The sequence below is a fragment of the Brachybacterium sp. P6-10-X1 genome (assembly GCF_001969445.1).
Classification (GTDB): Bacteria; Actinomycetota; Actinomycetes; order Actinomycetales; family Dermabacteraceae; genus Brachybacterium.
In genome coordinates this window covers 404,981-427,631 of the sequence record NZ_CP017297.1, presented here as the reverse complement: position 1 = coordinate 427,631, position 22,651 = coordinate 404,981, and the positions used below count along the sequence as shown (strand labels likewise).

22 protein-coding genes are annotated in these 22,651 nt (G+C 72.1%); 1 reads left to right on the top strand and 21 read right to left on the bottom strand.

Going from position 1 to position 22,651, the window contains the following annotated elements; translation table 11 throughout:
- Nucleotides 1-44: 44 nt before the first annotated feature.
- The 19 genes from BH708_RS01905 to BH708_RS01815 all read right to left on the bottom strand — a co-directional run bounded on the left by BH708_RS01905 (nt 45) and on the right by BH708_RS01815 (nt 19,858).
- Nucleotides 45-716: a Trp biosynthesis-associated membrane protein gene (locus BH708_RS01905; protein WP_076806171.1), complete on the bottom strand. Its 672-nt coding sequence runs from the start codon at nt 714-716 to the stop codon at nt 45-47.
- Nucleotides 713-2,335, bottom strand: coding sequence for an anthranilate synthase component I (locus BH708_RS01900; protein ID WP_083713194.1), 1,623 nt, complete (start codon nt 2,333-2,335; stop codon nt 713-715). Before BH708_RS01900 ends, BH708_RS01905 begins: the two co-directional genes overlap by 4 nt.
- Nucleotides 2,332-2,724, bottom strand: a complete 393-nt coding sequence (hisI, locus tag BH708_RS01895; RefSeq protein ID WP_076806169.1) for a phosphoribosyl-AMP cyclohydrolase — start codon at nt 2,722-2,724, stop codon at nt 2,332-2,334. Before hisI ends, BH708_RS01900 begins: the two co-directional genes overlap by 4 nt.
- On the bottom strand, nt 2,721-3,929 hold the full coding sequence (metK, locus tag BH708_RS01890) for a methionine adenosyltransferase (protein ID WP_076806167.1): 1,209 nt from the start codon (nt 3,927-3,929) through the stop codon (nt 2,721-2,723). Before metK ends, hisI begins: the two co-directional genes overlap by 4 nt.
- The gene (coaBC, locus tag BH708_RS01885; protein WP_076806165.1) at nt 3,926-5,200 is read right to left on the bottom strand and encodes a bifunctional phosphopantothenoylcysteine decarboxylase/phosphopantothenate--cysteine ligase CoaBC; all 1,275 of its coding nucleotides are present in this window, start codon (nt 5,198-5,200) and stop codon (nt 3,926-3,928) included. Before coaBC ends, metK begins: the two co-directional genes overlap by 4 nt.
- Nucleotides 5,201-5,236: 36 nt before the next feature.
- Complete coding sequence (gene rpoZ / locus BH708_RS01880) at nt 5,237-5,599, bottom strand: DNA-directed RNA polymerase subunit omega (RefSeq protein WP_076806163.1); 363 nt, start codon at nt 5,597-5,599, stop codon at nt 5,237-5,239.
- Between the two features lie 83 nt (nt 5,600-5,682).
- Nucleotides 5,683-6,279, bottom strand: coding sequence for a guanylate kinase (gene gmk, locus BH708_RS01875; RefSeq protein WP_076806161.1), 597 nt, complete (start codon nt 6,277-6,279; stop codon nt 5,683-5,685).
- A complete protein-coding gene (gene mihF, locus BH708_RS01870; RefSeq protein ID WP_076806160.1) occupies nt 6,276-6,602 on the bottom strand; it encodes an integration host factor, actinobacterial type in 327 nt (108 codons plus the stop codon). Before mihF ends, gmk begins: the two co-directional genes overlap by 4 nt.
- 213 nt (nt 6,603-6,815) lie before the next feature.
- On the bottom strand, nt 6,816-7,661 hold the full coding sequence (gene pyrF, locus BH708_RS01865; RefSeq protein ID WP_076806158.1) for an orotidine-5'-phosphate decarboxylase: 846 nt from the start codon (nt 7,659-7,661) through the stop codon (nt 6,816-6,818).
- Nucleotides 7,658-11,011, bottom strand: a complete 3,354-nt coding sequence (carB, locus tag BH708_RS01860; protein ID WP_076806156.1) for a carbamoyl-phosphate synthase large subunit — start codon at nt 11,009-11,011, stop codon at nt 7,658-7,660. The genes pyrF and carB overlap by 4 nt, the downstream gene beginning before the upstream one ends.
- Entirely contained in the window at nt 11,011-12,270 is a 1,260-nt protein-coding gene (gene carA / locus BH708_RS01855) for a glutamine-hydrolyzing carbamoyl-phosphate synthase small subunit (protein ID WP_076806154.1), read from the bottom strand. The genes carB and carA overlap by 1 nt, the downstream gene beginning before the upstream one ends.
- Nucleotides 12,267-12,758, bottom strand: a complete 492-nt coding sequence (locus tag BH708_RS01850) for a hypothetical protein (RefSeq protein WP_076806152.1) — start codon at nt 12,756-12,758, stop codon at nt 12,267-12,269. Before BH708_RS01850 ends, carA begins: the two co-directional genes overlap by 4 nt.
- A complete protein-coding gene (locus tag BH708_RS01845) occupies nt 12,758-14,101 on the bottom strand; it encodes a dihydroorotase (protein WP_076806151.1) in 1,344 nt (447 codons plus the stop codon). The genes BH708_RS01850 and BH708_RS01845 overlap by 1 nt, the downstream gene beginning before the upstream one ends.
- Nucleotides 14,091-15,053, bottom strand: coding sequence for an aspartate carbamoyltransferase catalytic subunit (locus tag BH708_RS01840; protein ID WP_076806149.1), 963 nt, complete (start codon nt 15,051-15,053; stop codon nt 14,091-14,093). The genes BH708_RS01845 and BH708_RS01840 overlap by 11 nt, the downstream gene beginning before the upstream one ends.
- Nucleotides 15,050-15,694, bottom strand: coding sequence for a bifunctional pyr operon transcriptional regulator/uracil phosphoribosyltransferase PyrR (gene pyrR / locus BH708_RS01835; RefSeq protein ID WP_076806147.1), 645 nt, complete (start codon nt 15,692-15,694; stop codon nt 15,050-15,052). The genes BH708_RS01840 and pyrR overlap by 4 nt, the downstream gene beginning before the upstream one ends.
- Before the next feature lie 151 nt (nt 15,695-15,845).
- A complete protein-coding gene (gene nusB / locus BH708_RS01830) occupies nt 15,846-16,382 on the bottom strand; it encodes a transcription antitermination factor NusB (RefSeq protein ID WP_076806145.1) in 537 nt (178 codons plus the stop codon).
- Between the two features lies 1 nt (nt 16,383).
- Nucleotides 16,384-16,941, bottom strand: a complete 558-nt coding sequence (gene efp / locus BH708_RS01825) for an elongation factor P (RefSeq protein WP_076806142.1) — start codon at nt 16,939-16,941, stop codon at nt 16,384-16,386.
- 74 nt (nt 16,942-17,015) lie between these two features.
- Entirely contained in the window at nt 17,016-17,633 is a 618-nt protein-coding gene (locus tag BH708_RS01820) for a helix-turn-helix domain-containing protein (protein WP_076806139.1), read from the bottom strand.
- Between the two features lie 620 nt (nt 17,634-18,253).
- A complete protein-coding gene (locus BH708_RS01815; protein WP_076806137.1) occupies nt 18,254-19,858 on the bottom strand; it encodes an ABC-F family ATP-binding cassette domain-containing protein in 1,605 nt (534 codons plus the stop codon).
- Nucleotides 19,859-20,161: 303 nt separating this feature from the next.
- Between BH708_RS01815 and ald the strand changes: the two genes are divergently transcribed.
- A complete protein-coding gene (gene ald, locus BH708_RS01810) occupies nt 20,162-21,277 on the top strand; it encodes an alanine dehydrogenase (protein WP_076806134.1) in 1,116 nt (371 codons plus the stop codon).
- 147 nt (nt 21,278-21,424) lie between these two features.
- On the opposite strand, the gene BH708_RS01805 is transcribed toward ald, so the two are convergent.
- Nucleotides 21,425-21,757, bottom strand: coding sequence for a metal-sulfur cluster assembly factor (locus BH708_RS01805; RefSeq protein WP_076806132.1), 333 nt, complete (start codon nt 21,755-21,757; stop codon nt 21,425-21,427).
- Between the two features lie 99 nt (nt 21,758-21,856).
- On the bottom strand, nt 21,857-22,618 hold the full coding sequence (gene sufC, locus BH708_RS01800; protein ID WP_076806130.1) for a Fe-S cluster assembly ATPase SufC: 762 nt from the start codon (nt 22,616-22,618) through the stop codon (nt 21,857-21,859).
- Nucleotides 22,619-22,651: the final 33 nt, after the last annotated feature.

Here is a 22,651-nt window from a genome sequence, read left to right as displayed (position 1 = left end):
CACCACGGCGCCGGTGCCGGAGGTCGCAGGGAGGGTGAGCACGATCACCGCGCGGCGGTGGGCCCGGCATCGTCCGTCCCGGTGCTCGGGTCGTCCTCGACGCTCGGGTCCTCCCCGCGGGTCAGGGCATCCCAGGCGCCGGCGGGGTCCCGCTCCGGGTCCGCGGTGACGGCGACGGCGGCGCTGCGGAAGCGGGTGCGCACCGGCCAGGTGCGGCCGGCCAGCAGCACGACGATCCCGACCGCGGCGACCGCGAGCGACGGGATCAGGGTGAGCAGCGGCCAGGAGGTGGCCGTGGCCTGCACCTGTCCGCCGACGACCCCGGTGGCCGTGGCCGCGGCGGAGCCGGAGGCCCCGGTCGGGTCGAGGACCACCGCGAGGGCGGACCAGCCCGCTCCCAGTCCGGCGGCCAGGAGCACCGGGCCGGTGACGAAGCGGATCCAGATCGAGGACAGGGAGGTGGTCAGGGCGGCGGCCAGGGCCACCAGGCCGAGGGCGAGCACCGTCGGGGCGGCGTCCGAGCCGGTCACGGCCACCTCCTGGGCGGCGCCCGTGAGATCGGGGGCGGTGGCCTGGGCCCAGGTGGTGCGCGTGGCGCCGATCAGGGCGCCGCCGGCGACGGTGCCCGCGAGCACGGTCAGGCGGCGGCTCGGGGCCCGGCGGGGACGCGTCGGGGTCTCGGCGTCGGCCGGCGTCGGCGAGGACGGGGCGCTCATGCCGGACGCAGGGTGTCGGCGGAGGCGACGGCGCGCAGCGCTGCGGCCGCCTTGGACTGGGTCTCGCGGTATTCCATGGTGGCGTCGGAGTCCGCCACCACTCCCCCGCCGGCCTGGACGTGGGCGGTGCCGTCCTTGAGCACGGCGGTGCGGATGGCGATGGCCATGTCCATGTCCCCGGCGAAGTCGATGTACCCGACCGTCCCGCCGTACACCCCGCGGCGCACCGGCTCCAGGTGGTCGATGATCCGCATCGCCGAGGGTTTCGGCGCGCCGGAGAGGGTGCCGGCCGGGAAGGTGGCGCGCAGGGCGTCGTAGGCCAGGGCGTCGTCCCGGATGTGACCGGTGACGGTGGAGACGATGTGCTGGATGTGGCTGAAGCGCTGCAGGTGCATGAAGTCCCGCACCACCACGGTGCCCGGGTCGCAGAACTTCTGCAGGTCGTTGCGCGCGAGGTCGACCAGCATCAGGTGCTCGGAGCGCTCCTTGGGGTCCTCCAGCAGCTCGTTGCCGAGCCGTTCGTCCTCCTCCGGGGTGTCTCCGCGGGGGCGGGAGCCTGCGATGGGGTGGGTGGTCGCCGTGCGTCCGCGAACCGTCACCAGCGACTCGGGGCTCGCGCCGACGACGTCGATCGGGGCGCCCTCGGCATCGACGGTGCGCAGCAGATACATGTAGGGACTCGGGTTCATCCTGCGCAGCACCCGGTACACGTCCAGCGGATCGGCCGCGACGGGCAGGGAGAAGCGCTGCGAGGGGACGACCTGGAAGATGTCCCCGTCGATGATGTCGCGGACGGCCTCGTGCACGGCGCGCTCGTAGTCGAGCCGTGCGGTGCGGGCCTTGGGGTCGAGGTCGCGGACGGTCTCGTAGACCATCGCTCCGCTGCTCAGCGGGGTGCGCAGCCGCTCCCGCATCGCCTCCAGCCGGGCGACGGCGTCGTCGTAGGCGGCGTCGACCCCGTCGTCCGTGGCGTTGAGGTTCAGCGCGTTGGCGACCAGCACGACGGTGGAGTCGTGGGCGTCGTGGACCACGACGTCCTGGGCCAGGAGCATGGAGAGGTCCGGCAGTCCCACCTCGTCGGGCGGGGACTGTTCGAGCTTCTCCCAGTGACGGACCGCGTCGTAGGCGATGAAGCCGACCATGCCCCCGGAGAACGGCGGCAGGTGCTCCTGGCGGGAGGCGCGGAAGGCGCTGGTGACCGCGCTCAGCGCCTCGACGGGGCTGCCGTCGGTCGGGACTCCGGCGGGGACGTCGCCGCTCCAGTGGGCTCGACCCTCGCGTTCGGTGAGCACCGCGCGGGCGCGGGTGCCGACGATCGAGTAGCGGGAGGACCCTCCCTCCCCCGCCGATTCGAGCAGGAAGGTGCCCCGGTCGTCGCCGTCCGCGGCCAGGCGGCGGTACAGGGAGACGGGGGTGTCCTCGTCGGCGAGCAGGCGCACGCTGACCGGGACCACACGCTGGCGCGCCGCGAGGGCGCGGAAGGTCTCGCGGTCGGGCTGGATGCGGCCGAGGGCGTCGCCCTCGCGACCGGCCACCTGTTCGGGGTAGGCCTCGGCCTGTTCCCGAGGGTGCACACCGCTCGCGGCGATGTCCGGTGCGGTCAGGGGGAGGTCGCTCATGCAGTGCGCTCCGTAGGATCCAGGACGACGGCGCCGAGGTCGCCGCCGTCGAAGCAGGTGTCGGTGCCGCGGTGGCAGGCGGCGCCGACCTGGTCGACGCGGACCAGCAGGGTATCGCCGTCGCAGTCGATGGCGACAGAGCGCACCCACTGGACGTTCCCGCTGGTGTCGCCCTTGCGCCAGTACTCGGCGCGGGAGCGGGACCAGTAGGTGGCGCGCCCGGTGCTCAGGGTCCGGGCCAGCGCCTCGTCGTCCATCCACCCGACCATCAGCACGCGGTCATCGCTCGCATCCTGGACGACGGCGGTGATCAGGCCCGCCTCGTCGCGCTTCAGCCGCGCGACCAGCTCCGGGTCGAGACCGCGGGCGGGGGTGCTCGCGGCGCTCACAGGGCACGCTCCAGCTCCTGGGCGCGGTCGGTGCGCTCCCAGGTGAAGTCCGGCAGTTCGCGTCCGAAGTGGCCGTGCACCGAGGTCCGGGCGTAGATCGGGCGCAGCAGGTCCAGGGCGTCGATCAGCGCGGCGGGGCGCAGGTCGAAGACCTTGCGCACCGCGGCGGCGATCTGGTGGGCGGGCCGGTGCGCGGTGCCGAAGGTCTCGACGTACAGACCGACGGGTTCCGCGACCCCGATCGCGTAGGCGACCTGGACCTCGCAGCGGTCCGCGAGGCCCGCGGCGACGATGTTCTTGGCCACCCAGCGCATCGCGTAGGCGCCGGAGCGGTCCACCTTCGAGGGGTCCTTGCCGGAGAAGGCGCCGCCGCCGTGTCGGGCCATGCCGCCGTAGGTGTCGACGATGATCTTGCGGCCGGTCAGGCCGGCATCGCCCTTGGGCCCGCCGAGCACGAAGCGGCCGGAGGGGTTGATGTGGGTGGTGACGTCCGAGACGTCAAGGCCGAGATCGGCGAGGTCCTCGAGCACCGGGGCGATGACCACCTTCGCGATGCCCGGCGCGAGCTGGCTGCCCAGGTCGACGTCCTCGCTGTGCTGGGTGGAGACGACGACGGCCTCGACGCTGCGCGCCACGCCCTCCTCGTCGTAGCCGATCGAGACCTGGGTCTTGCCGTCCGGCCGCAGGTAGGGAAGGACCCCGTCGTGCCGCGCGGTCGAGAGGTTCGCGGTGAGGCGGTGGGCGGCGTGGATCGGCAGCGGCATCAGCTCGGGGGTGTCGTGGCAGGCGTACCCGAACATCAGGCCCTGGTCACCGGCGCCGAGGCGGGCGAAGGCCTCCGCGGCCGCGTCGCCGCGGGACTCGAAGGAGGTGTCCACGCCCTGGGCGATGTCCGGGGACTGTGCGCCGATGGAGACCTCGATGCCGCAGGAATCGGCGTCGAATCCCTTCTCGGAGGAGTCGTAGCCGATCCCGCGGATCACGTCGCGCACGATGGTCGCGACGTCGCTGTACCCGGTGGTGCGGACCTCCCCGGCGACGTGGACGAGACCGGTGGTCACCATGGTCTCGACGGCCACGCGGGCGCCGCGGTCCTGGGTCAGCAGGTCGTCGAGGATCGCATCCGAGATCTGGTCGCAGATCTTGTCCGGGTGGCCCTCGGTGACCGACTCCGATGTGAAGGTGCGCAGCTCGCTGGAGGTCATGCCGACCAGGATACGGGCGGCAGCACCGAGGTGAGCTCGTCGAGCACGGCGTGGGCGACGGCTGTCTTGGACCCCGCGGCCTCGGCGATCTCCTGCCCCTGGCGATCCAGGATGCGCACGGCGTTGTGCGAGGAGCCGAACACCCCGGCGGTGATGTCGTTGAAGACCAGCAGATCGGCCCCCTTGCGACGAGCCTTGTCCCGGGCCAGCTCGAGGGCGGAGCTGCCGTTCCCGCCGGTCTCGGCGGCGAAGCCCACGATCGCGGGGCCCGCGGCGTCCCCGCGGTCCAGGACGCTGGAGCGAAGGATGTCCTCGGTGCGGCGCAGGGCGATCCGTGGCACCGAGTCCTCATCGGCGTCATCCTTCTTGATCTTCTCCCCCGCCCGCTCGGCCGCCGTGAAATCAGCCACAGCAGCGGCCATGACCAGGGCATCGACCCGTCCGCGGTGCTCGGCGACGGCATCAGCGAGCTCGCCGGCGCTGCGGACGTCGAGACGGCTGGCGCCCGGCGGGGTCTCGAGGTCGACCGAGGCCGCGGCCAGACGCACCCGGGCGCCGCGCACGAGGGCGGCGTGAGCGAGGGCCCAACCCTGCAGACCCGAGGAATGGTTGGCGAGGAAACGGACCGGGTCGAGATCCTCGCGGGTGCCGCCCGCGGTGATCAGCAGCTCGCGGCCGACCAGGTCGCGCAGCACGCCGCCCCGCTGGTCACGAGGGGCGGCGATCGCGGCGCGGGCCGACTCGAGCAGCGCCTCGGGCTCGGGCAGGCGTCCGGGCCCCGAATCCGGCCCCGTGAGGCGGCCCACGGCCGGCTCGAGCACGGTGATGCCGCGCTCGCGCAGCTCGCGGACGTTCTCGAGCGTGGAGGGATGCTCCCACATCTCGGTGTGCATCGCCGGGGCCACGACCACGGGGGCTCGCGTGACCAGCAGCGAGGCGGTGAGCAGGTCGTCGGCGCGCCCGATGCGCATCCGTGCGAGCAGGTCGGCGGTGGCCGGTGCGATCACGACCAGGTCGGCCTCCTGGCCGTAGCGCACGTGCGCCACCTCCTCGACGTCCTCGAAGACGGAGGTGAGGACACGGTGGTGGCTGAGCGCCTCCCAGGTCGCGGCGCCCACGAACTCGAGGGAGGCGGCGGTGGGCAGCACGCGGACATCGGCGCCGGAACCGACAAGACCGCGCACCAGGTGCGCGGTCTTGTAGGCGGCGATCCCGCCCCCGACGCCGACCAGCACGCGGGCACCCTCGAGGGTGCGCGGCACGGAACTCATCGGGCCTCCCAGGGGCAGGCAGGGATCAGGGGGCGATCAGAAGGAGAAGTCGGTCGGCGGGATCTCCGGGGCGTCGTCGCCGAGCTTGAGCGGAGCCGGAGCGTTCGGATCGGGCTCGTTCTGCGCGGCGTACTCGGCCTCGTCGATCTCGCGGACCGTCAGCAGACCCTCGTCGATCTCGCGGAGCGCGATCGACAGCGGCTTCTCCTGGTTCTCGACGTCCACCAGCGGGCCGACGAACTCGAGCAGGCCCTCGGAGAGCTGCGAGTAGTAGGCGTTGATCTGGCGGGCGCGCTGGGAGCCGTAGAGCACCAGCGCGTACTTGGAGTCGACGGTCTCCAGGAGACGGTCGATCGGGGGGTTCGTGATGCCTTCGGGCTGAGCGACTGTTCCGGCCACGGATGTCCCTTCGAGAGTTTCGGCGTGCGACGTCCCAGGATACGCCCTCGAGCGGTGCGAGGGCGAGGGGTCCGGCGCGCGGTTCAGGTGAGGTCGCGCACGCCCAGCAGGGCGGCGAGCTCCGCGGTGGCGCGCAGCACCTCGTCGTTGACGATGGTGACGTCGAACTCGCTCTCGGCGGCGAGCTCGCGGCGCGCGGTCAGAAGGCGACGCTCGCGCTCTTCGGCGGTCTCGGTGCCCCGGCCCACGAGACGCTCGACGAGCGACTCCCAGCTGGGCGGGGCGAGGAAGACGAAGCGTGCCTCGGGGACCGTGCGACGGATCTGCCGGGCGCCGGCGAGGTCGATCTCCAGCAGCACCGGGTGACCGTCCGCGACGGCCTCGTCGACCGGACCGCGGGGCGTGCCGTAGCGGTGGCGGCCGTGGACGGTGGCCCACTCGAGCATCTGGTCGGTCTCGACCAGGCGGGTGAACTCGTCCTCGCTCACGAAGCGGTAGTGCACGCCGTCGACCTCACCGGGTCGGGGCGGGCGGGTGGTCGCCGAGACGGAGAGCCAGATCTGCGGGTACTGCTCACGGATCTTGGCGGAGACCGTGCCCTTGCCGACCGCGGTGGGGCCGGCCAGGACAGTCACCGGGGCCGGTGCCGTGTCGGCACCGGCCCGGTGGGGTCCGGTCACTCGGAGAAGTGGGCGACGAGCTTCTCCGCCTGGTGGGAGCCGAGCCCGCGGATCTTGCGGGAGGGGGAGATGCCGATCTCCTCCATGATCTGCTGGGCCTTCACCTTGCCGACGCCCGGGAGGGCTTCGAGCAGGGCGGCGACACGGAGACGACCGACGATCTCGTTGGTCTCGGCCTCGTCGAGGACCTTCTTGATCTCCTTGCCGCGACGGCCGGCGCTGTCCTTGAGCCGGGCCTTGATGGCCGCGCGCTCACGACGAGCCTCGGCGGCCTTCTTCAGGGCCTCGGCCCGCTGCTCAGGGGTGAGGGGAGGGAGAGCCACAGTTCTTACCTCAGTTCTCTTGCTGGTGACGGGCGGGGACCGGAAGGCTCCCGCTGTTCGAAGAGCGTAACCCCCATGGCGTGTCCGAGCCCACTTCTGACACGCACAATCCCAGGTCCGGTGCGGTTCGGGGCCGATTCGGGGCCCTCTCGGAAGCACTCCGGAGGCCCCGCACGGGTGGGATCGGCGGACCGGGACGGACCGCTGCGCGGGTCAGCTGTACTGTGCGCGCAGCTGGTGGACCCGGGCCCTCACAGCCGTCGGGTCCGGCCCGACCGACAGGATCCCGCGGGACAGCGAAACCAGCACGTGACCTGCACTGTCACCGAACACCTCAGGCATCTGCGCAGGTCCGGCGCCCTGGGCTCCGAATCCAGGGGCGAGCAGCGGCGCCGAGGGGGCTGCGCGGTCGAGGCCGAGCCGTCGATAGGCGTCCCCGACCGTCGCGCCGACGACCAGGCCGATGCTCCCCCACTCCCCCGGCGCGCCGGATCCGAGATCCTCGGCGTGTCGCGCGATCTCTCGTGCCACCGGCGTGTCATCGACGGTGGCGGCGTGCTGGACCTGCGGCCCGTCGGGATTGGAGGTCAGGGCGAGCAGGAACACTCCCTTGCCGTGCTCGAGCGCGAGCCGGATGGCGGGGTCCGTGGATCCGGCCCCGAGATAGGGGCTGACGGTGATGGCGTCCGCCTCGAGCGGGGCCCCCGGACGCAGATGCGCCTCGGCATAGGCCGCCATGGTGGAGCCGATGTCTCCCCGCTTGACGTCCAGGATGCTCAGCACCCCGCGGGCGCTGGCGGCGGCGAGGAGCTCCTCGAGCACCGCGACGCCGGCGGCGCCGTGGCGCTCGAAGAAGGCCGACTGCGGCTTGATCGCGCAGACCTCTCCCGCGACGGCGTCCAGCGCCGTGCGGGAGAACGCGGCCAGTCCCTCCGGCGTGTCCGACAGTCCCCAGGCCTCCAGCAGGGAGGCGTGGGGATCGATGCCGGCGACGATCCGACCATGGGCGGCGACCGCGTCGCGCAGCCGGGCCCCGAAGGCGGTGGACGCCGCGCTCATGCGCCCGCCAGGGCGGCACGGCCCTCGACGAGTCGACGGGTGTGCTCCTGGAGGCTGCCCACCTCGAAGGGCTCCACGGGATGCGCCTCGATCGCCTGTACGGCGGCCTGGAACTCCTGCAGCGTCGTGATCATGGGCACGTCCATGCTGGTCGCGGCAGCTCGGATGGCGTAGCCGTCCACTCGTGCGTTCGATCCGGAGGGGGTGTTCAGCACCAGGGCGACCTCGCCGTTCTCGACCAGCTCGATGACGCTCGCCCCGTCCCCCGTCTCCGAGGCCTTGCGCAGGACCGTGCAGGGGATGCCCGAGCGACGCAGCACCCGGCCGGTGCCGGCGGTGGTGAGGATGTCGAAGCCGAGGGCGGCCAGACGCGCCACGGGCAGGGCGAGCGCGCGCTTGTCGGCGTCGGCGACGGAGACGAACACGCTGCCGGTGGCGGGCAGCCCCTGGCCGGAGATCGCCAGCTGGGACTTCGCGAAGGCCAGGGGGAAGGTGGTGTCTAGGCCCATCACCTCGCCGGTCGAGCGCATCTCGGGGCCGAGCACCGAGTCCACCGCGCGTCCGTCAGGGGTGCGGAAGCGCTTGAAGGGCAGCACGGCCTCCTTCACGGCGATGGGAGCGTCGTCGGGGAGGTCGGCACCGTCGCCGTGGGCCGGCAGCAGCCCGGCCTTCCGCAGCTGGGCGATCGACTCCCCCGCCATCACCCGGGCCGCGGCCTGTGCCAGCGGGACCCCGGTGGCCTTGGCGACGAAGGGCACCGTGCGGGAGGCGCGCGGGTTGGCCTCCAGGACGTACAGGATGCCCTGGGCCAGGGCGTACTGGACGTTGAGCAGCCCGCGCACACCCACGCCCTCGGCGATCCCGCGGGTGGAGGCGCGGATGCGCTCCAGGACCGTGTCGGACAGCGAGACCGGCGGCAGGGTGCATGCCGAGTCGCCGGAGTGGATGCCGGCCTCCTCGATGTGCTCCATGACGCCGCCGAGGTAGAGGTCCTCGCCGTCGAACAGGGCGTCGACGTCGATCTCGATGGCGGTGTCCAGGAAGCTGTCGATGAGGATCGGAGCGTCCGCGCGGCCGCCGTCGGGGAGGTTGCGGCTGACGTAGTCGACCAGGCCCTCCTGGTCGTAGACGATCTCCATGCCGCGTCCGCCGAGGACGTAGCTGGGGCGCACGAGCACCGGGTAGCCGACCTCCGCGGCGACGTCGCGGGCGTCCTGCAGCCCCCAGGCGGTGCCGTAGGGCGGCGCGGGCAGGTCGGCGTCGGCCAGGACGGCCCCGAAGTGGCCGCGGTCCTCGGCGAGGTCGATCGCCGACGGACTGGTGCCGATGATCGGCAGCCCGGCCTCCTGCAGCCGTCCGGCCAGTCCCAGCGGGGTCTGGCCGCCGAGCTGGACGATCACCCCGGCAACGGGACCGGCCGCCTTCTCCGCCTCGTACACCTCGACGACGTCCTCGAAGGTCAGCGGCTCGAAGTAGAGGCGGTCGGCGATGTCGTAGTCGGTCGAGACCGTCTCGGGGTTGCAGTTGACCATGACGGTCTCGTAGCCGCCGCCGGGCAGGTCGCGGTCGCCGAGCGCGAGCGCGGCGTGGACGCAGGAGTAGTCGAACTCGATGCCCTGGCCGATGCGGTTCGGGCCCGAGCCCAGGATCAGGATCGCGGGGCGCTCGCGCGGCTCGACCTCGGTCTCCTGGTCGTAGCTCGAGTAGTGGTACGGCGTGGCCGAGGCGAACTCGGCGGCGCAGGTGTCGACCGTCTTGAAGACCGGGTTGATGCCGAGCGCCTCGCGCACGCCCTTGACCACGTCGCCGTGCTGACCGCGCAGGCGACCGATCTGGTCGTCGGACAGGCCGTGGCGCTTGGCCAGCGCCAGCAGCGGGGCATCGAGCACCTCGGAGCCGCGCACCTCGGCGGCGATCTCGGCCATCAGCAGCATCTGGTCGAGGAACCAGCGGTCGATCCACGTCGCCTCGACCAGACGGTCGAGCGTCTCCGCGGGGGCGACGACGCCTTCGGCCGCGGCCCACAGGATGCGGGAGATGGTCACCAGACGGGTGGCCGTGGGCGTGCGCACCTCCTCCAGCAGCGTCGCCACCTCGGCGGCGGACGGCGGAGCGCCCTCGTAGGTCGGGGCGGCGCCCTTGACGTCGATCGAGCGCTGGGCCTTGCCGAGCGCCTCGGTGAAGTTCCGCCCCAGGGCCATCGCCTCGCCGACGGACTTCATGGTGGTCGTCAGCGTCGGGTCCGCCGCCGGGAACTTCTCGAAGGCGAAGCGCGGCACCTTCACCACGACGTAGTCCAGCGCCGGTTCGAAGCTGGCCGGGGTGGTGCCGGTGATGTCGTTGCGGATCTCGTCGAGCGAGTAGCCGATGGCCAGGCGGGCGGCGATCTTCGCGATCGGGAAGCCGGTGGCCTTCGAGGCCAGGGCCGAGGAGCGGGAGACCCGAGGGTTCATCTCGATGACGACCACGCGCCCGGTCTCGGGGTGGGTCGCGAACTGCACGTTGCACCCGCCGGTGTCGACACCGACCTCGCGGATGATGCCGATGCCGAGGTCACGCAGCCGCTGCATCTCGACGTCGGTGAGGGTGAGCGCCGGGGCGACGGTCACCGAGTCGCCGGTGTGCACACCGACGGCGTCGACGTTCTCGATGGAGCAGACCACCACGCAGTTGTCGTTGTGGTCGCGCATCAGCTCGAGCTCGAACTCCTTCCAGCCCAGGATGGACTCCTCGAGGAGCACCTCGGTGGTCGGCGAATAGTGCAGGCCGTCCCCGCCGATGCGACGCAGGTCCGCCTCGTCGTAGGCCATGCCGGAGCCGAGGCCGCCCATGGTGAAGCTGGGGCGGACCACCATGGGGTAGCCGAGCTCCTCGGCGCCCTCCAGCAGGTCGTCCATGCTGTGGCAGATCTTCGAGCGCGCGGACTCGCCGCCGACGCGGTCGACGACCTCCTTGAACAGCTGACGGTCCTCCGCCTTGTTGATCGCGTCGAGGCTGGCACCGATCATCTCGACCCCGAACTCCTCGAGGGTGCCGCTGCGGGCCAGGGCGATGGCGGCGTTCAGCGCCGTCTGCCCGCCCAGGGTCGGCAGCAGGGCGTCGGGGCGCTCGGCGGCGATGATCGAGCGGATGATGTCGGGGTCGATCGGCTCGACGTAGGTGGCATCGGCGATGTCCGGATCGGTCATGATCGTCGCCGGGTTCGAGTTGACGAGGATGACCCGCAGGCCCTCTTCGCGCAGCACGCGGCAGGCCTGGGTGCCGGAGTAGTCGAACTCGGCGGCCTGGCCGATGACGATCGGGCCGGAGCCGATGACGAGGACGGAGGAGATGTCGGGACGACGGGGCATCAGGACTCCTTCTGCGAGGACGGGAGGTGCGGGGCGGCGGCGGTGTCAGCAGACCCGCCGCGTCGCTCGGCCACGAGGTCCACGAGACGATCGAAGAGGTAGGAGGCGTCGTGCGGTCCGCCGGCGGCCTCGGGGTGGTACTGGACGGAGTAGGCGGGCCGGTCCAGGCAGCGGATGCCCTCCACGACGTCGTCGTTGAGGCCGACGTGGGTGACGACGACCCGGCCGTAGCGGCCGCCGCGGTACGGGGCGAGGTGCTCGCCCTGGAGCGGGACGTCGACGGCGAAGCCGTGGTTGTGGGCGGTGATCTCGACCTTCCCGGTCTCGCGGTCCAGCACGGGCTGGTTGATGCCACGGTGGCCGAACTTCAGCTTGTAGGTGTCGAAGCCGAGCGCCCGGCCCAGCAGCTGGTTGCCGAAGCAGATGCCGAAGAAGGGCACGCCCGCGTCCAGGACGCCGCGCAGCAGCTCCACCTGGGCGTCCGCCGCAGCGGGGTCCCCGGGGCCGTTGGAGAAGAACACGGCGTCGGGGGCGACGGCCAGCAGCTCCTCGAGGGTGGAGGTCGCCGGCAGCAGGTGGACCCGCAGGCCGCGGGAGAGCATGCTGCGCGGCGAGGCGCCCTTGATGCCGAGGTCGACGGCGGCGACGGTGCCGATCGCCTCCCCCTCGGGCTCGAGGACGACGGGCTGGGCGATGGTCACCTCCTCGACGAAGCTGGCGCCGCTCATCGCGGGTTGGGCGCGCACCGTCTCCAGCAGCTCCTGCTCGGAGGCGTCCAGGGCCGCCCCGGAGAAGACGCCGCCGCGCATCGAGCCGACCTCGCGCAGGATGCGGGTGAGCATGCGGGTGTCGATGTCGCTGATGCCGACGACGTCGCTGCTCGTCAGCAGGTCGTCGAGGGACTGCTCGGCGCGGTGGCTGGAGACGATGCGGCTGGCATCTCGCACGGCGTACCCGCGCACCCAGAGCTTGCGGGACTCCATGTCCTGGGCGTTCGCCCCCGTGTTGCCGATGTGGGGCGCGGTCTGCACGACGATCTGTCCGGCGTAGGAGGGGTCGGTGAGGGTCTCCTGGTACCCGGTCATGCCGGTGGTGAAGACGACCTCGCCCAGCCGGGAGCCGCGGGCGCCGTAAGCGGAGCCGCGCAGGACGGTGCCGTCCTCGAGGACCAGCAGCGCCCGCTCGGCTCGGGCACGGGAGGCGGTGGGGCGGGCGGAGGATGCCGGTGTCGGGGACGGGGGCGGGGCAGAGGCGGTCATGAGTGCTCCTTCCGGGAGAGCAGGAGGTCGTGGTCCTCGCGTCGGGCGAGGCGCAGACCGGTGTCGAGGAGCTGGTCGCCGAGGCGCCAGCGGAGGATGAGGACGCCGTCGCCGCCGATGAACTTGCCGGCCATGCCGGGTCCGGCGGTGACCTCCTCGACGGCCGAGGCGGGGACGGTGAGGGCGTCGGTCCCCTCCCGGTCGATGTGCCAGGTGCCGTCGGAGCCGACGGCGACCTCGGCCGCGGCGCGCTGGCCGAGGGAGTGGGCGACGACGCGCTCGAGCGGACGACCGGCGAGCACCGTGCAGACGTAGGTCGCCGCCAGGGGCCCGGTCTCCGTGTCCTCGCCGAGCTCGGGAAGCGTCGCCGTGGACGGGGCGGGAAGACACTGCTGGGAGCGCCCTCGGCGCCGCCAGCCCCGGGCCATCAGCACCAGGATCACGACGAACAGGGCGGCCAGGGCGAGGACCGGCACCAGCTGGTCCATCAGCGGTTCACCACGGCGCCGTCGCGCACGGTGGCGCGGCCGTCGAGCACCGTCAGCCGATTCGTCCCGGGCAGCTCGAGACCGGCGAAGGGCGAGTTCCGGCCGCGGGAGGCGTGCTCGGTCGGGTCGGCCGGGCGCTTCGGGCGCGGGTCCCACACCAGCAGGTGCGCAGGGGCGCCGGGGGCGAGCGGGCGCCCCTGGTACTGATCGCGCCCGATCTCTGCGGGCTTCTCGGACAGCACCCGGGCGACGTCCCGCCAGGTCAGCCGGCCCGGATCGACCATGGTGTGCTGGACGAGGGAGAGGGCCGTCTCGAGGCCGGTCATCCCCATCGCGGCCTGATCCCATTCGCGGTCCTTGGCGTCGCGCGGGTGGGGCGCGTGATCGGTGGCGACGATGTCGATGGTGCCGTCGGCGAGGCCCTCGCGGACCGCCTCGACGTCCTCGGCGGTGCGCAGGGGCGGATTCACCTTGAACACGGGATCGAAGCGGCGCACGGTCTCGTCGGTCAGCAGCAGGTGGTGCGGCGTGACCTCGGCGGTCACCGCGATGCCGCGCTGCTTGGCCCACCGCACGATGTCGACGCTGCCTGCCGTGGACAGGTGGCACACGTGCAGGCGCGAGCCGACGTGCTGCGCCAGCAGCACGTCGCGGGCGATGATCGACTCCTCGGCGACGGCGGGCCAGCCGGACAGCCCGAGCTCGGCGGAGACGACGCCCTCGTGCATCTGGGCGCCCTCGGTCAGCCGCGGGTCCTGGGCGTGCTGTGCGATGACGCCGTCGAAGGACTTCACGTACTCCAGAGCACGGCGCATCAGCACGGGATCATGCACGCACTTGCCGTCGTCGCTGAACACACGGACCTGAGCGCGGGAGTTCGCCATCGCATCCAGCTCGGCGAGCCGCTCACCCGCCAGACCCACGGTCACGGCGCCGACGGGGCGGACGGCGCACCAGCCGGCGGTCTCGCCGCGGCGGGCGACCTGCTCGACCACGCCGGCGGTGTCGGCCACGGGCATGGTGTTGGCCATCGCGTGCACGGCGGTGAAGCCCCCGCGGGCGGCGGCCCGGGTACCGGTCTCGACCGTCTCGGCCTCCTCCCCGCCGGGTTCGCGCAGGTGGGTGTGGAGGTCCACCAGGCCGGGGAGCACGATGCAGCCGTCGGCCTCGACGATCTCGGCGCCGACGGGGGCCTCGAGATCGGGGCCGACGGACTCGATCCGGCCGCCGACCAGGAGCAGGTCCGCCACGGTCTCGCCGTAGGGCCGGCCCCCTCGGATCAGCAGCGCAGCGGCTTCGCCGCCCGCGCCGGGTGAGCTCTGTGCGTGGGTCTCAGGTCTCACGGGGAGCCTCCCGGGCGTCGGTGGCGAGCAGATGATAGAGGACGGCCATGCGCACGAACACGCCGGAGGCGACCTGCTCGACGATCACGCTGCGCGGGGAATCGGCGACGTCGCCGGCGATCTCGAAGCCGCGGTTCATGGGGCCGGGGTGCAGGACGATCGCGTGCGGTGGCAGGGAGTCGGCGCGGGCGGTGCTCAGCCCGTAGCGACGCGAGTACTCCCCCGCGGTGGGGAAGAAGCCGCCGCCGATCATGCGCTCGCTCTGGACGCGCAGCATCATGACCGCGTCGGGCCCGCTCGCGAGGGCTTCGTCGAGGTCGTAGACGATCTCGCAGGGCCAGGCGCCCGCACCGACCGGCACCAGGGCCGGCGGCGCGACCAGGGTCACGCGGGCGCCGAGCAGCGTCAGCAGCAGCACGTTCGAGCGCGCCACCCGCGAGTGCAGGATGTCGCCGACGATCACCACGTGCAGGCCGTCCAGGCCTGCGTCCGCGGCCCCGGGGCGCAGATGGCGGCGCAGGGTGAAGGCGTCGAGCATCGCCTGGGTGGGGTGCTCGTGGGCCCCGTCGCCGGCGTTGACGATGGGCTGGTCGATCCAGCCGGCATGGGCCAGCAGGTGGGCGGCGCCGGAGGAGCCGGAGCGCACCACGACCGCATCCGCCCCCATGGCCTGCAGCGTCAGGGCGGTGTCCTTGAGGGACTCGCCCTTGGAGACGCTCGAGCCCTTGGCGGAGAAGTTGATGACGTCGGCCGAGAGGCGCTTGGCGGCGGCCTCGAAGCTGATCCGGGTGCGGGTGGAGTCCTCGAAGAAGAGGTTCACCACGGTGGTGCCCACCAGGGTGGGCAGCTTGCGGATCGAGCGGGACTGGGTCTCGGCCATGTGCTCGGCCGTGGCCAGCACCGAGATCGCCTCGGCGCGTTCGAGATCGGCGATGGAGATGAAGTGCCTCATGCGCGCTCTCCGTCCGGCCGGTCCGACCGGTCCCTCGTCGGGGCGTCGGGGCGGACGATGTCCACCGCGTCCGTGCCGTCGGTCTCGGTGAGCTGGACGTGCACCCGCTCGTTGCGGGAGGTGGGGAGGTTCTTGCCGACGTGGTCGGCCCGGATCGGCAGCTGCCGGTGGCCGCGGTCGACGAGCACGGCCAGCCGGACCGCGGTCGGGCGGCCGATGGCGCCGAGGGCGTCCAGGGCGGCGCGGACGGTGCGGCCCGAGTACAGCACGTCGTCGACCAGCACCACGGTGCGGCCGTCGATCCCCGCCCGCGGGATCCGAGTGGGGCTCGGGGCGCGCGTGGGATTGTGCCGCAGGTCGTCGCGGTACAGGGTGATGTCGAGGGAGCCCGCCAGGGCGTCGAGCGGGCGGTCGTCGCCCTCGGCCCGGATGATCTGCTCCGCGAGTCGGTGGGCCAGGGGGACGCCGCGGTGCGGGATGCCCAGGAGCACGAGATCGTCGGCGCCGTGGCCGCTCTCGAGGATCTCGTGGGCGATGCGGGTCAGGGCTCGGCGGATCTCGTCCGCGCCGAGCACGCGGGAGCGCTGCTCGTCGGAGGGGTCCTCGGGCCCGGACGTCGCCGGGGGTCGCTGGTCGTGCATGGTTCTCTCCCTTCCACGCCTCACGGGACGTGTCGTTAAAGGGTGTGGTTGCTCAGGTGAGCCGTCGCGAGTCTACGGGGTCCGTCGGATCGCCGCGGGGGCGACCATCCCTCGGACGGCTCCGAGGTCCCGGACGGCGCTGAGCGGTGGGTCAGGTCAGCAGGCCGCGGACATCGGCCAGGCGCTGCAGCAGGCCGTTGACGAAGCGCGGCGAGTCGTCGGTCGAGAGCACTTCGGCGATCTTCGTGTACTCGCCGATGATCGCTCCCCGACCGGTCTCGTCCGCGCCGTACAGCACCTCGGCGCTGCCCAGGCGGAGGATCGCGCGGTCCACGGCGGGCATCCGGCGCAGGGGCCAGTCCCGCGAGTGGGTCGCGATGTCCTCGTCGATGTCCTGCGCCTGCGGGGCGTAGAGCTCGACCAGGTCGCGCGCGGGCTGGGGCAGCGGGCTCTGGGCGGCGGTGCGCCGGATCCGCTCGGCGAGGACGTCGAGCACGTCGAGGTCCCGGGCATCGGCCTCGAAGAGCACGTCGAGGGCGCGGATGCGATCGCGCGAGCGCCGGTGGAGCCGGTCGGTGACCGCCGGCACCGTGCGCTCGAACTCGACCTCGGCCCCCTCCCGCCGCGGGAGGGGGAGGCCGGTGCCGCGCCCGGCGGACGGGACGTCGGCGTCGTCAGGGCCGGTCACCTCAGGCTCGCTCCTTGTACTCGCCGGTGGCCGTGCTGACCTTGACCTGGTCGCCCTCGTTCAGGAACAGGGGCACCTGGATCTCGCGTCCTGTCTCCAGGGTCGCGGGCTTGGTGCCGCCGCTGGAACGGTCGCCCTGCAGGCCCGGCTCCGTCGTCGTCACGGTGAGCACGACGTTCGCGGGCAGCTCGACGAACAGCGGTGCTTCCTCGTGGAACGCGACGACGACGTCCTGGTTCTCCGTCATGAAGTCCTTGGTGTCGCCGACGGTCTCCGGGGAAAGGCTGATCTGCTCGTAGTCGGAGGCGTCCATGAAGACGAAGTCGGTGCCGTCGTTGTACAGGTACTGCATGTCGCGGCGGTCGACCGTCGCGGTCTCGACCTTCATCCCCGCGTTGAACGTCTTGTCGACGCCCTTGCCGGACATCACGTTCTTCAGCTTGGTGCGCACGAAGGCAGGGCCCTTGCCGGGCTTCACGTGCTGGAACTCGACCACGCTCCACAGCTGCTTGTCCAGAACGAGCACCATCCCGTTCTTCAGATCGTTCGTCGTCGCCATGAGTCTCCTCGGTTGTCGTCGGGGCGACCCCAGGGTACAGCGCGCTCACGCGCGTTCCGGCGGATGCGCGGACCTCACCGCGTCGACGTGAGGTCGATCATGCTCAGCAGGCGCACGGCCAGCGGATGGGCCGCGCTCTCCTCGCGCCAGCCGCTGGTGCGCACGGCCCGGGAGACGGTCTGCTGGGTCACGCCGAGCCGCTGTGCGAGCTGCGCCTGGGTCGCCCCGGGGTCCTCGCGCAGAGCTCGCACGGCCTGCCATTGCCCGCGATTGCGGGTGCGGACCATCCAGCCGATCAGCCGCAGCACCGCCTCGGCGTCCTCGGCCGTCCCGCGCTGGCGCTGGTCGGCGGCGCGCACCTCGATCGCCACGCCGGAGGTGGTCCGGGCGCCGCCCGCTGCCGCGGCGGCGGCCTCGACCGCCGGCCCCGCCAGCTCGCGGACGGAGCCGGGCAGTGGACGGTCGACGGCCCCGATCCCGAGGCCGATCCGCCACGGTCCCTCCTCGCGAGCGCGCAGCAGCGCATCGAGCGCGTCCTCGGCCCGGGAGGCCACCGCCAGGACCTCGGGCCCCGCCGTGCGTTCTGCGGGACGCGCGAGCGGGACGGCTTCCAGGGTGTCCAGCAGCGCCGGCACCGGGTCGGAGCCTGTCCGGGCGCGCACCGCGGTGCCGGAGAGGGACAGGACGAACATGCGGATCTCACTCTCCGGCGCTGCGATCGCGACGCCCTGACGACGTGCTGGTATCAGCGGAAACCCGCTGTTCTCGATCATACAGCCATGACTCGCTGAGGCGTGGGATGCGCTGCCGCACACCGCCGACGACGGAGCGCCGACCGAGAACCGACGGCGAGGCGCCGGGTGTGCGACCGGTGGGGGCCGGGTGGACGACGGGTGGGGCCGGGTCGACGACGGGTAGGGGCCGGGTGGGGCCGGGTCGACGACGGGTAGGGGCCGGGTGGGGCCGGGTGGGCGACGGGTAGGCGCCGGAGAACCGCTTCCGCTGCGACACGCCGCCGTGGCGCCACCCGAACCGTCGATCCGCACCACTGGCGGGCCATATCGAGGGAATCGACGCCGCGACACGGGCGCGGTTCGCAGCAGGCCGAGGTCAGCCGTGGTGCGGAGACGGCCGGTGGTGCGGAGCAGGCGGAGCGCGGCAAGCACGCGGCGCGGCTGGGCACACGGTGCAGTTGGGCACACGGTGCAGGTGGGCACACGGCGCGGCCCGGCACGCGGCGCGGCCCGACACGCGACGCGGGTGGGCACGCGGTGCGGGTGGGCACGCCGCGCGCCCTCCCCGCCAGGTGGGCTCAAGCCAGCTCGACGAGCTCCTGGTACTCCGCGTTCCACAGGTCCTCGACGGCGTCGGGCATCATCAGCACGCGCTCCGGGGAGAGGGAGGACACCGCGCCGGCATCGTGGGAGACCAGCACCACCGCGCCCTCGAAGGCCGCGAGCGCTCCGAGGATCTCCTCGCGGCTGGCGGGATCGAGGTTGTTCGTCGGCTCGTCCAGCAGCAGCACGTTCGCGCTGGAGACCACGAGGGCGGCCAGGGCGAGACGGGTCTTCTCGCCGCCCGAGAGCACGTGGGTGGGCTTGTGGACGTCGTCCCCGGTGAACAGGAAGGAGCCGAGGATCTTGCGGGCCTCGACCTCGGGCAGCTCGTAGGCCGCCGTCATCATGTTCTCCAGCACGGTGCGTTCGAGGTCGAGCGTCTCGTGCTCCTGGGCGTAGTAGCCGACCCGGAGTCCGTGACCGGGCAGGATCCCGCCGGTGTCCGGCTGATCGACGCCGGCGAGGATCCGCAGCAGAGTGGTCTTGCCCGCGCCGTTCAGACCCAGGACCACCACGCGGGATCCGCGGTCGATCGCGAGGTCCACCCCGGCGAAGATCTCGAGGCTGCCGTAGGACTTCGAGAGGTCCTGCGCCATCAGCGGGGTCTTGCCGCAGGGGGCGGGCTTGGGGAAGCGCAGGGAGGCGACGCGGTCCTGCTGCCGCTCCCCCTCGACCCCGTCCATCATCCGCTCGGCGCGCTTGAGCATGTTCTGCGCGGCGACGGCCTTGGTGGCCTTGGCGCGCATCTTCTCCGCCTGGGCGGTCAGGGCGGTCGCCTTCTTCGCGGCGTTCTGGTGCTCCCGCTTGCGACGCTTCTCGTCGTCCTCGCGCTGGCGCTGGTACAGCTTCCAGCCCATGTTGTACATGTCGATCACGGAGCGGTTCGCGTCGAGGTAGAAGACCCTGTTGACGACGTGCTCGACGATCTCCAGGTCGTGGCTGATGACGATCAGTCCGCCCCGGTAGGTCATGAGGTACTCGCGCAGCCAGACGATCGAGTCGGCGTCGAGGTGGTTGGTGGGCTCGTCCAGGATCATGGTCGAGGCCTGGGAGAACAGGATCCGGGCGAGCTCGACCCGGCGGCGCTGGCCCCCGGAGAGGGTGCCCAGCGCCTGGTCGAGCAGACGGTTGGGGAGGCCGAGGTTGGCGGACATCCGCTTGGCCTCCGCCTCGGCGGCGTAGCCGCCGACGGCATCGAGCTCGGCCTCCAGCCGCGGGTAGCGGTTCATGGCCTTCTCGCGGCGAGCCTCGGACAAGCTCATGTCGCCCATCTCCTCCTCGGCGCGGCGGAGCCGGCGCAGCACGCCGTCGAGGCCGCGGGCGGAGAGGATGCGCGCGATCACCGATTCGGAGTCGTCGCCGCTGTGGGTGTCCTGAGGCAGGTAACCGAGCTCGCCGGTCACCTCGACCGAGCCCTCCGAGGGCTCCAGGATGCCGGCGAGCACCTTCGTCAGAGTCGTCTTGCCGGCACCGTTGCGGCCCACCAGGCCGACGCGATCGCCGTCGTTGACCCGGAAGGAGACATCGCTCATGAGCAACCGGGCACCGACGCGGATGGCGAGGTCGTGCGCGGTGATCACAGGATCGTTCTCCTCAAGGTCGCAAGGTCGTCGGGGGCGGGCGGTCGATGGCCCGCAGAGCCGGGGCCCGAGCAGCGGTGGCGACCCGGGACGGAGCCGGGACGAGTCTAGGTGCGCAGGCTCCCGACAGCCTCCGAAATGTGCTCGACGGTGCCACGGACCACAGTCACCGGGCGCGTCGGCGGCACCCCGCACGGGATGGCCACCGTGTCGAGCGACATCCACGGGGTCCAGGTGCGATGCTGGTGCTCAGCGGCCGTCGCAGGCGGCCGGTCACGACACATGGAGCAAGGAGGCTTCGACATGCTCATCGGGGTGCCCCGGGAGATCAAGAACAGCGAGAACCGGGTGGGCCTCACGGCTGCCGGGGTCCACGAGCTCGTCGTCCGCGGCCATCAGGTGGCGGTGGAGAGAGGTGCCGGGCTCGGAGCCCGGATCACCGACGAGGACTACCGGGCCGCGGGCGCGGAGATCCTGGCCACGGCCGAGGAGGTCTGGGAGCGCTCCGGCATGATCGTCAAGGTCAAGGAGCCGCTGGAGGCGGAGTACCCGCTGCTGCGACACGGTCAGGTGCTGCTGACCTATCTGCACCTGGCGGCGGACGAGGCACTGACCGAGGCGCTGCTGTCCTCGGGCGTCACGGCGATCGCCTACGAGACTGTCCAGCGCCCGGACCGCTCCCTGCCCCTGCTCGCCCCCATGTCGATGATCGCCGGGCGCCTCGCGACCCAGGTCGCGGCCTACCACCTGATGGCCCCCATGGGCGGCTCCGGGATGCTAATGGGCGGGGTGCCCGGTACCGACGAGGCCGACGTGCTCATCATCGGCGGCGGCATGGTCGGCGAGCAGGCGGCCATGATGGCCCACGGCCTGCACGCGGACGTCACCGTCATGGATCTCGACGTCTCGCGTCTCGGGCAGATCGCCACCATGCATCACGGCGGCATCCTCACCCGCTATTCCACGACCCTCGAACTGGCTCAGAAGATCCGCGAGGCCGACGTGGTGATCGGCTCCGTGCTGATCCCGGGCAAGAAGGCCCCGAAGCTGGTGACCGACGAGATGGTCGCGACCATGAAGCCCGGCTCGGTGCTGGTGGACGTGGCGATCGACCAGGGAGGCTGCTTCGAGAACTCCCGTCCCACCACGCACGACGACCCCACGTTCGCGGTCCACGACACCGTGTTCTACTGCGTCGCCAACATGCCCGGCTCGGTGCCCGTGACCGCGACCTCGGCGCTGACCAATGCGACTCTCCCCTACGTGCTGAAGGTCGCCGACGCCGGCTGGCGCGATGCTCTGCGCGCCGATCCGGCCCTGGCGAAGGGCCTGCACACCCACGAGGGCGCCCTCACGCACCAGGGCACCGGCGAGGCGCACGGCCTCGAGGTCACCGCCACGGAGCAGCTCGTCGGCTGAGCCCGGTTCCGCCGTCGGGCCGCCCGCGAGCTCTGCGGTGACGTTCCCACCGGCCACCATGGCAACGCCAGCGCAGAACTGGCCCGTCCGGACCACGAGGACGGGCCCGCCGCTGGCGGACCCGTCCTCGTGTGCGGCGGCGTCAGATCAGAGATTGAAGCCGATCGCGCGCAGCTGCTCGCGGCCGTCCTCGGTGATCTTCTCCATGCCCCACGGCGGCATCCACACCCAGTTGATGCGGTGGGACTCGGTGATGGGGTCGAGCATCGCGAACGTCTGCTCCTCGAGCATCTCCGTCAGCGGGCAGGCGGCGGAGGTGAGCGTCATGTCGACGACGGCGTCGCCGTCCTCGACGGTGACGCCGTAGACGAGACCGAGGTCGACGACGTTGATCCCCAGCTCGGGGTCGATCACGTCCTTCATCGCCTCGATGACGTCCTCGGCGCTCACGGTCGCCGCCGGGGTCTCCTGGTCGGTCATGGCTTCCTCCCGATGAGGTGCGGGGCGCGATCGCGGCCCGCGGATGAGATGAGTCCGGACCGGCGCCGGGATCGCTCCCGCTCCGATCCGGGGGTGGGGTCAGCTGCCGGCGCCGACGAGGTAGCGGTCGTATCCCTCGGCCTCGAGACGCTCGGCGAGCTCCGGGCCGCCCTGCTCCGCGACCTTGCCGCCCACGAAGACGTGGACGAAGTCCGGCGTCACGTGCTGCAGGATCCGGGTGTAGTGGGTGATCAGCATGATGCCGACGTCGGTGTTCTCCTTGGCGCGGTTGATGCCCTCGGAGACGATGCGCAGCGCGTCGACGTCGAGGCCGGAGTCGGTCTCGTCGAGGATGGCGATCGCGGGCTTCAGCAGCTGCATCTGCAGGATCTCGTGGCGCTTCTTCTCGCCGCCGGAGAAGCCCTCGTTGACGTTGCGCTCGGCGAAGACCGGGTCCATGCGCAGGTCGTCCATGGAGCCCTTCATGTCCTTGACCCAGGTGCGCAGCGCGGGGGCCTCCCCGTCGATCGCGGTCTTGGCGGTGCGCAGGAAGTTCGAGACGGTGACGCCGGGGACCTCGACCGGGTACTGCATGGCGAGGAAGAGGCCGGCGCGGGCGCGCTCGTCGATGCTCATCTCCAGCACGTCCTCACCGTCGAGGGTCAGCTCGCCCTCGGTGATCTCGTACTTGGGGTGGCCGGCGACGGCGTAGGCGAGGGTCGACTTGCCGGAGCCGTTCGGACCCATGATGGCGTGGGTCTCCCCGGAGCGGATGGTCAGGTCGACGCCCTTGAGGATCTCCTTGGTGCCCTCGGGCGTCTCGACGGTGGCGTGGAGGTTCTTGATCTCCAGGACAGACATGTGCGGTTCTCCTTGACCAGTGACTGGTGGATT

What these genes read in the sequence shown, in the direction of transcription:
- carB (WP_076806156.1), bottom strand. Translation starts at nt 11,011, where the DNA reads ATGCCCCGTCGTCCCGACATCTCCTCCGTCCTCGTCATCGGCTCCGGC.
- BH708_RS01850 (WP_076806152.1), bottom strand. Translation starts at nt 12,758, where the DNA reads ATGGACCAGCTGGTGCCGGTCCTCGCCCTGGCCGCCCTGTTCGTCGTG.
- efp (WP_076806142.1), bottom strand. Translation starts at nt 16,941, where the DNA reads ATGGCGACGACGAACGATCTGAAGAACGGGATGGTGCTCGTTCTGGAC.
- metK (WP_076806167.1), bottom strand. Translation starts at nt 3,929, where the DNA reads ATGACCTCCAGCGAGCTGCGCACCTTCACATCGGAGTCGGTCACCGAG.
- BH708_RS01905 (WP_076806171.1), bottom strand. Translation starts at nt 716, where the DNA reads ATGAGCGCCCCGTCCTCGCCGACGCCGGCCGACGCCGAGACCCCGACG.
- pyrR (WP_076806147.1), bottom strand. Translation starts at nt 15,694, where the DNA reads ATGCACGACCAGCGACCCCCGGCGACGTCCGGGCCCGAGGACCCCTCC.
- ald (WP_076806134.1), top strand. Translation starts at nt 20,162, where the DNA reads ATGCTCATCGGGGTGCCCCGGGAGATCAAGAACAGCGAGAACCGGGTG.
- coaBC (WP_076806165.1), bottom strand. Translation starts at nt 5,200, where the DNA reads ATGAGTTCCGTGCCGCGCACCCTCGAGGGTGCCCGCGTGCTGGTCGGC.
- sufC (WP_076806130.1), bottom strand. Translation starts at nt 22,618, where the DNA reads ATGTCTGTCCTGGAGATCAAGAACCTCCACGCCACCGTCGAGACGCCC.
- BH708_RS01840 (WP_076806149.1), bottom strand. Translation starts at nt 15,053, where the DNA reads ATGAGGCACTTCATCTCCATCGCCGATCTCGAACGCGCCGAGGCGATC.
- BH708_RS01900 (WP_083713194.1), bottom strand. Translation starts at nt 2,335, where the DNA reads ATGAGCGACCTCCCCCTGACCGCACCGGACATCGCCGCGAGCGGTGTG.
- carA (WP_076806154.1), bottom strand. Translation starts at nt 12,270, where the DNA reads ATGACCGCCTCTGCCCCGCCCCCGTCCCCGACACCGGCATCCTCCGCC.
- BH708_RS01805 (WP_076806132.1), bottom strand. Translation starts at nt 21,757, where the DNA reads ATGACCGACCAGGAGACCCCGGCGGCGACCGTGAGCGCCGAGGACGTC.
- BH708_RS01820 (WP_076806139.1), bottom strand. Translation starts at nt 17,633, where the DNA reads ATGTTCGTCCTGTCCCTCTCCGGCACCGCGGTGCGCGCCCGGACAGGC.
- pyrF (WP_076806158.1), bottom strand. Translation starts at nt 7,661, where the DNA reads ATGAGCGCGGCGTCCACCGCCTTCGGGGCCCGGCTGCGCGACGCGGTC.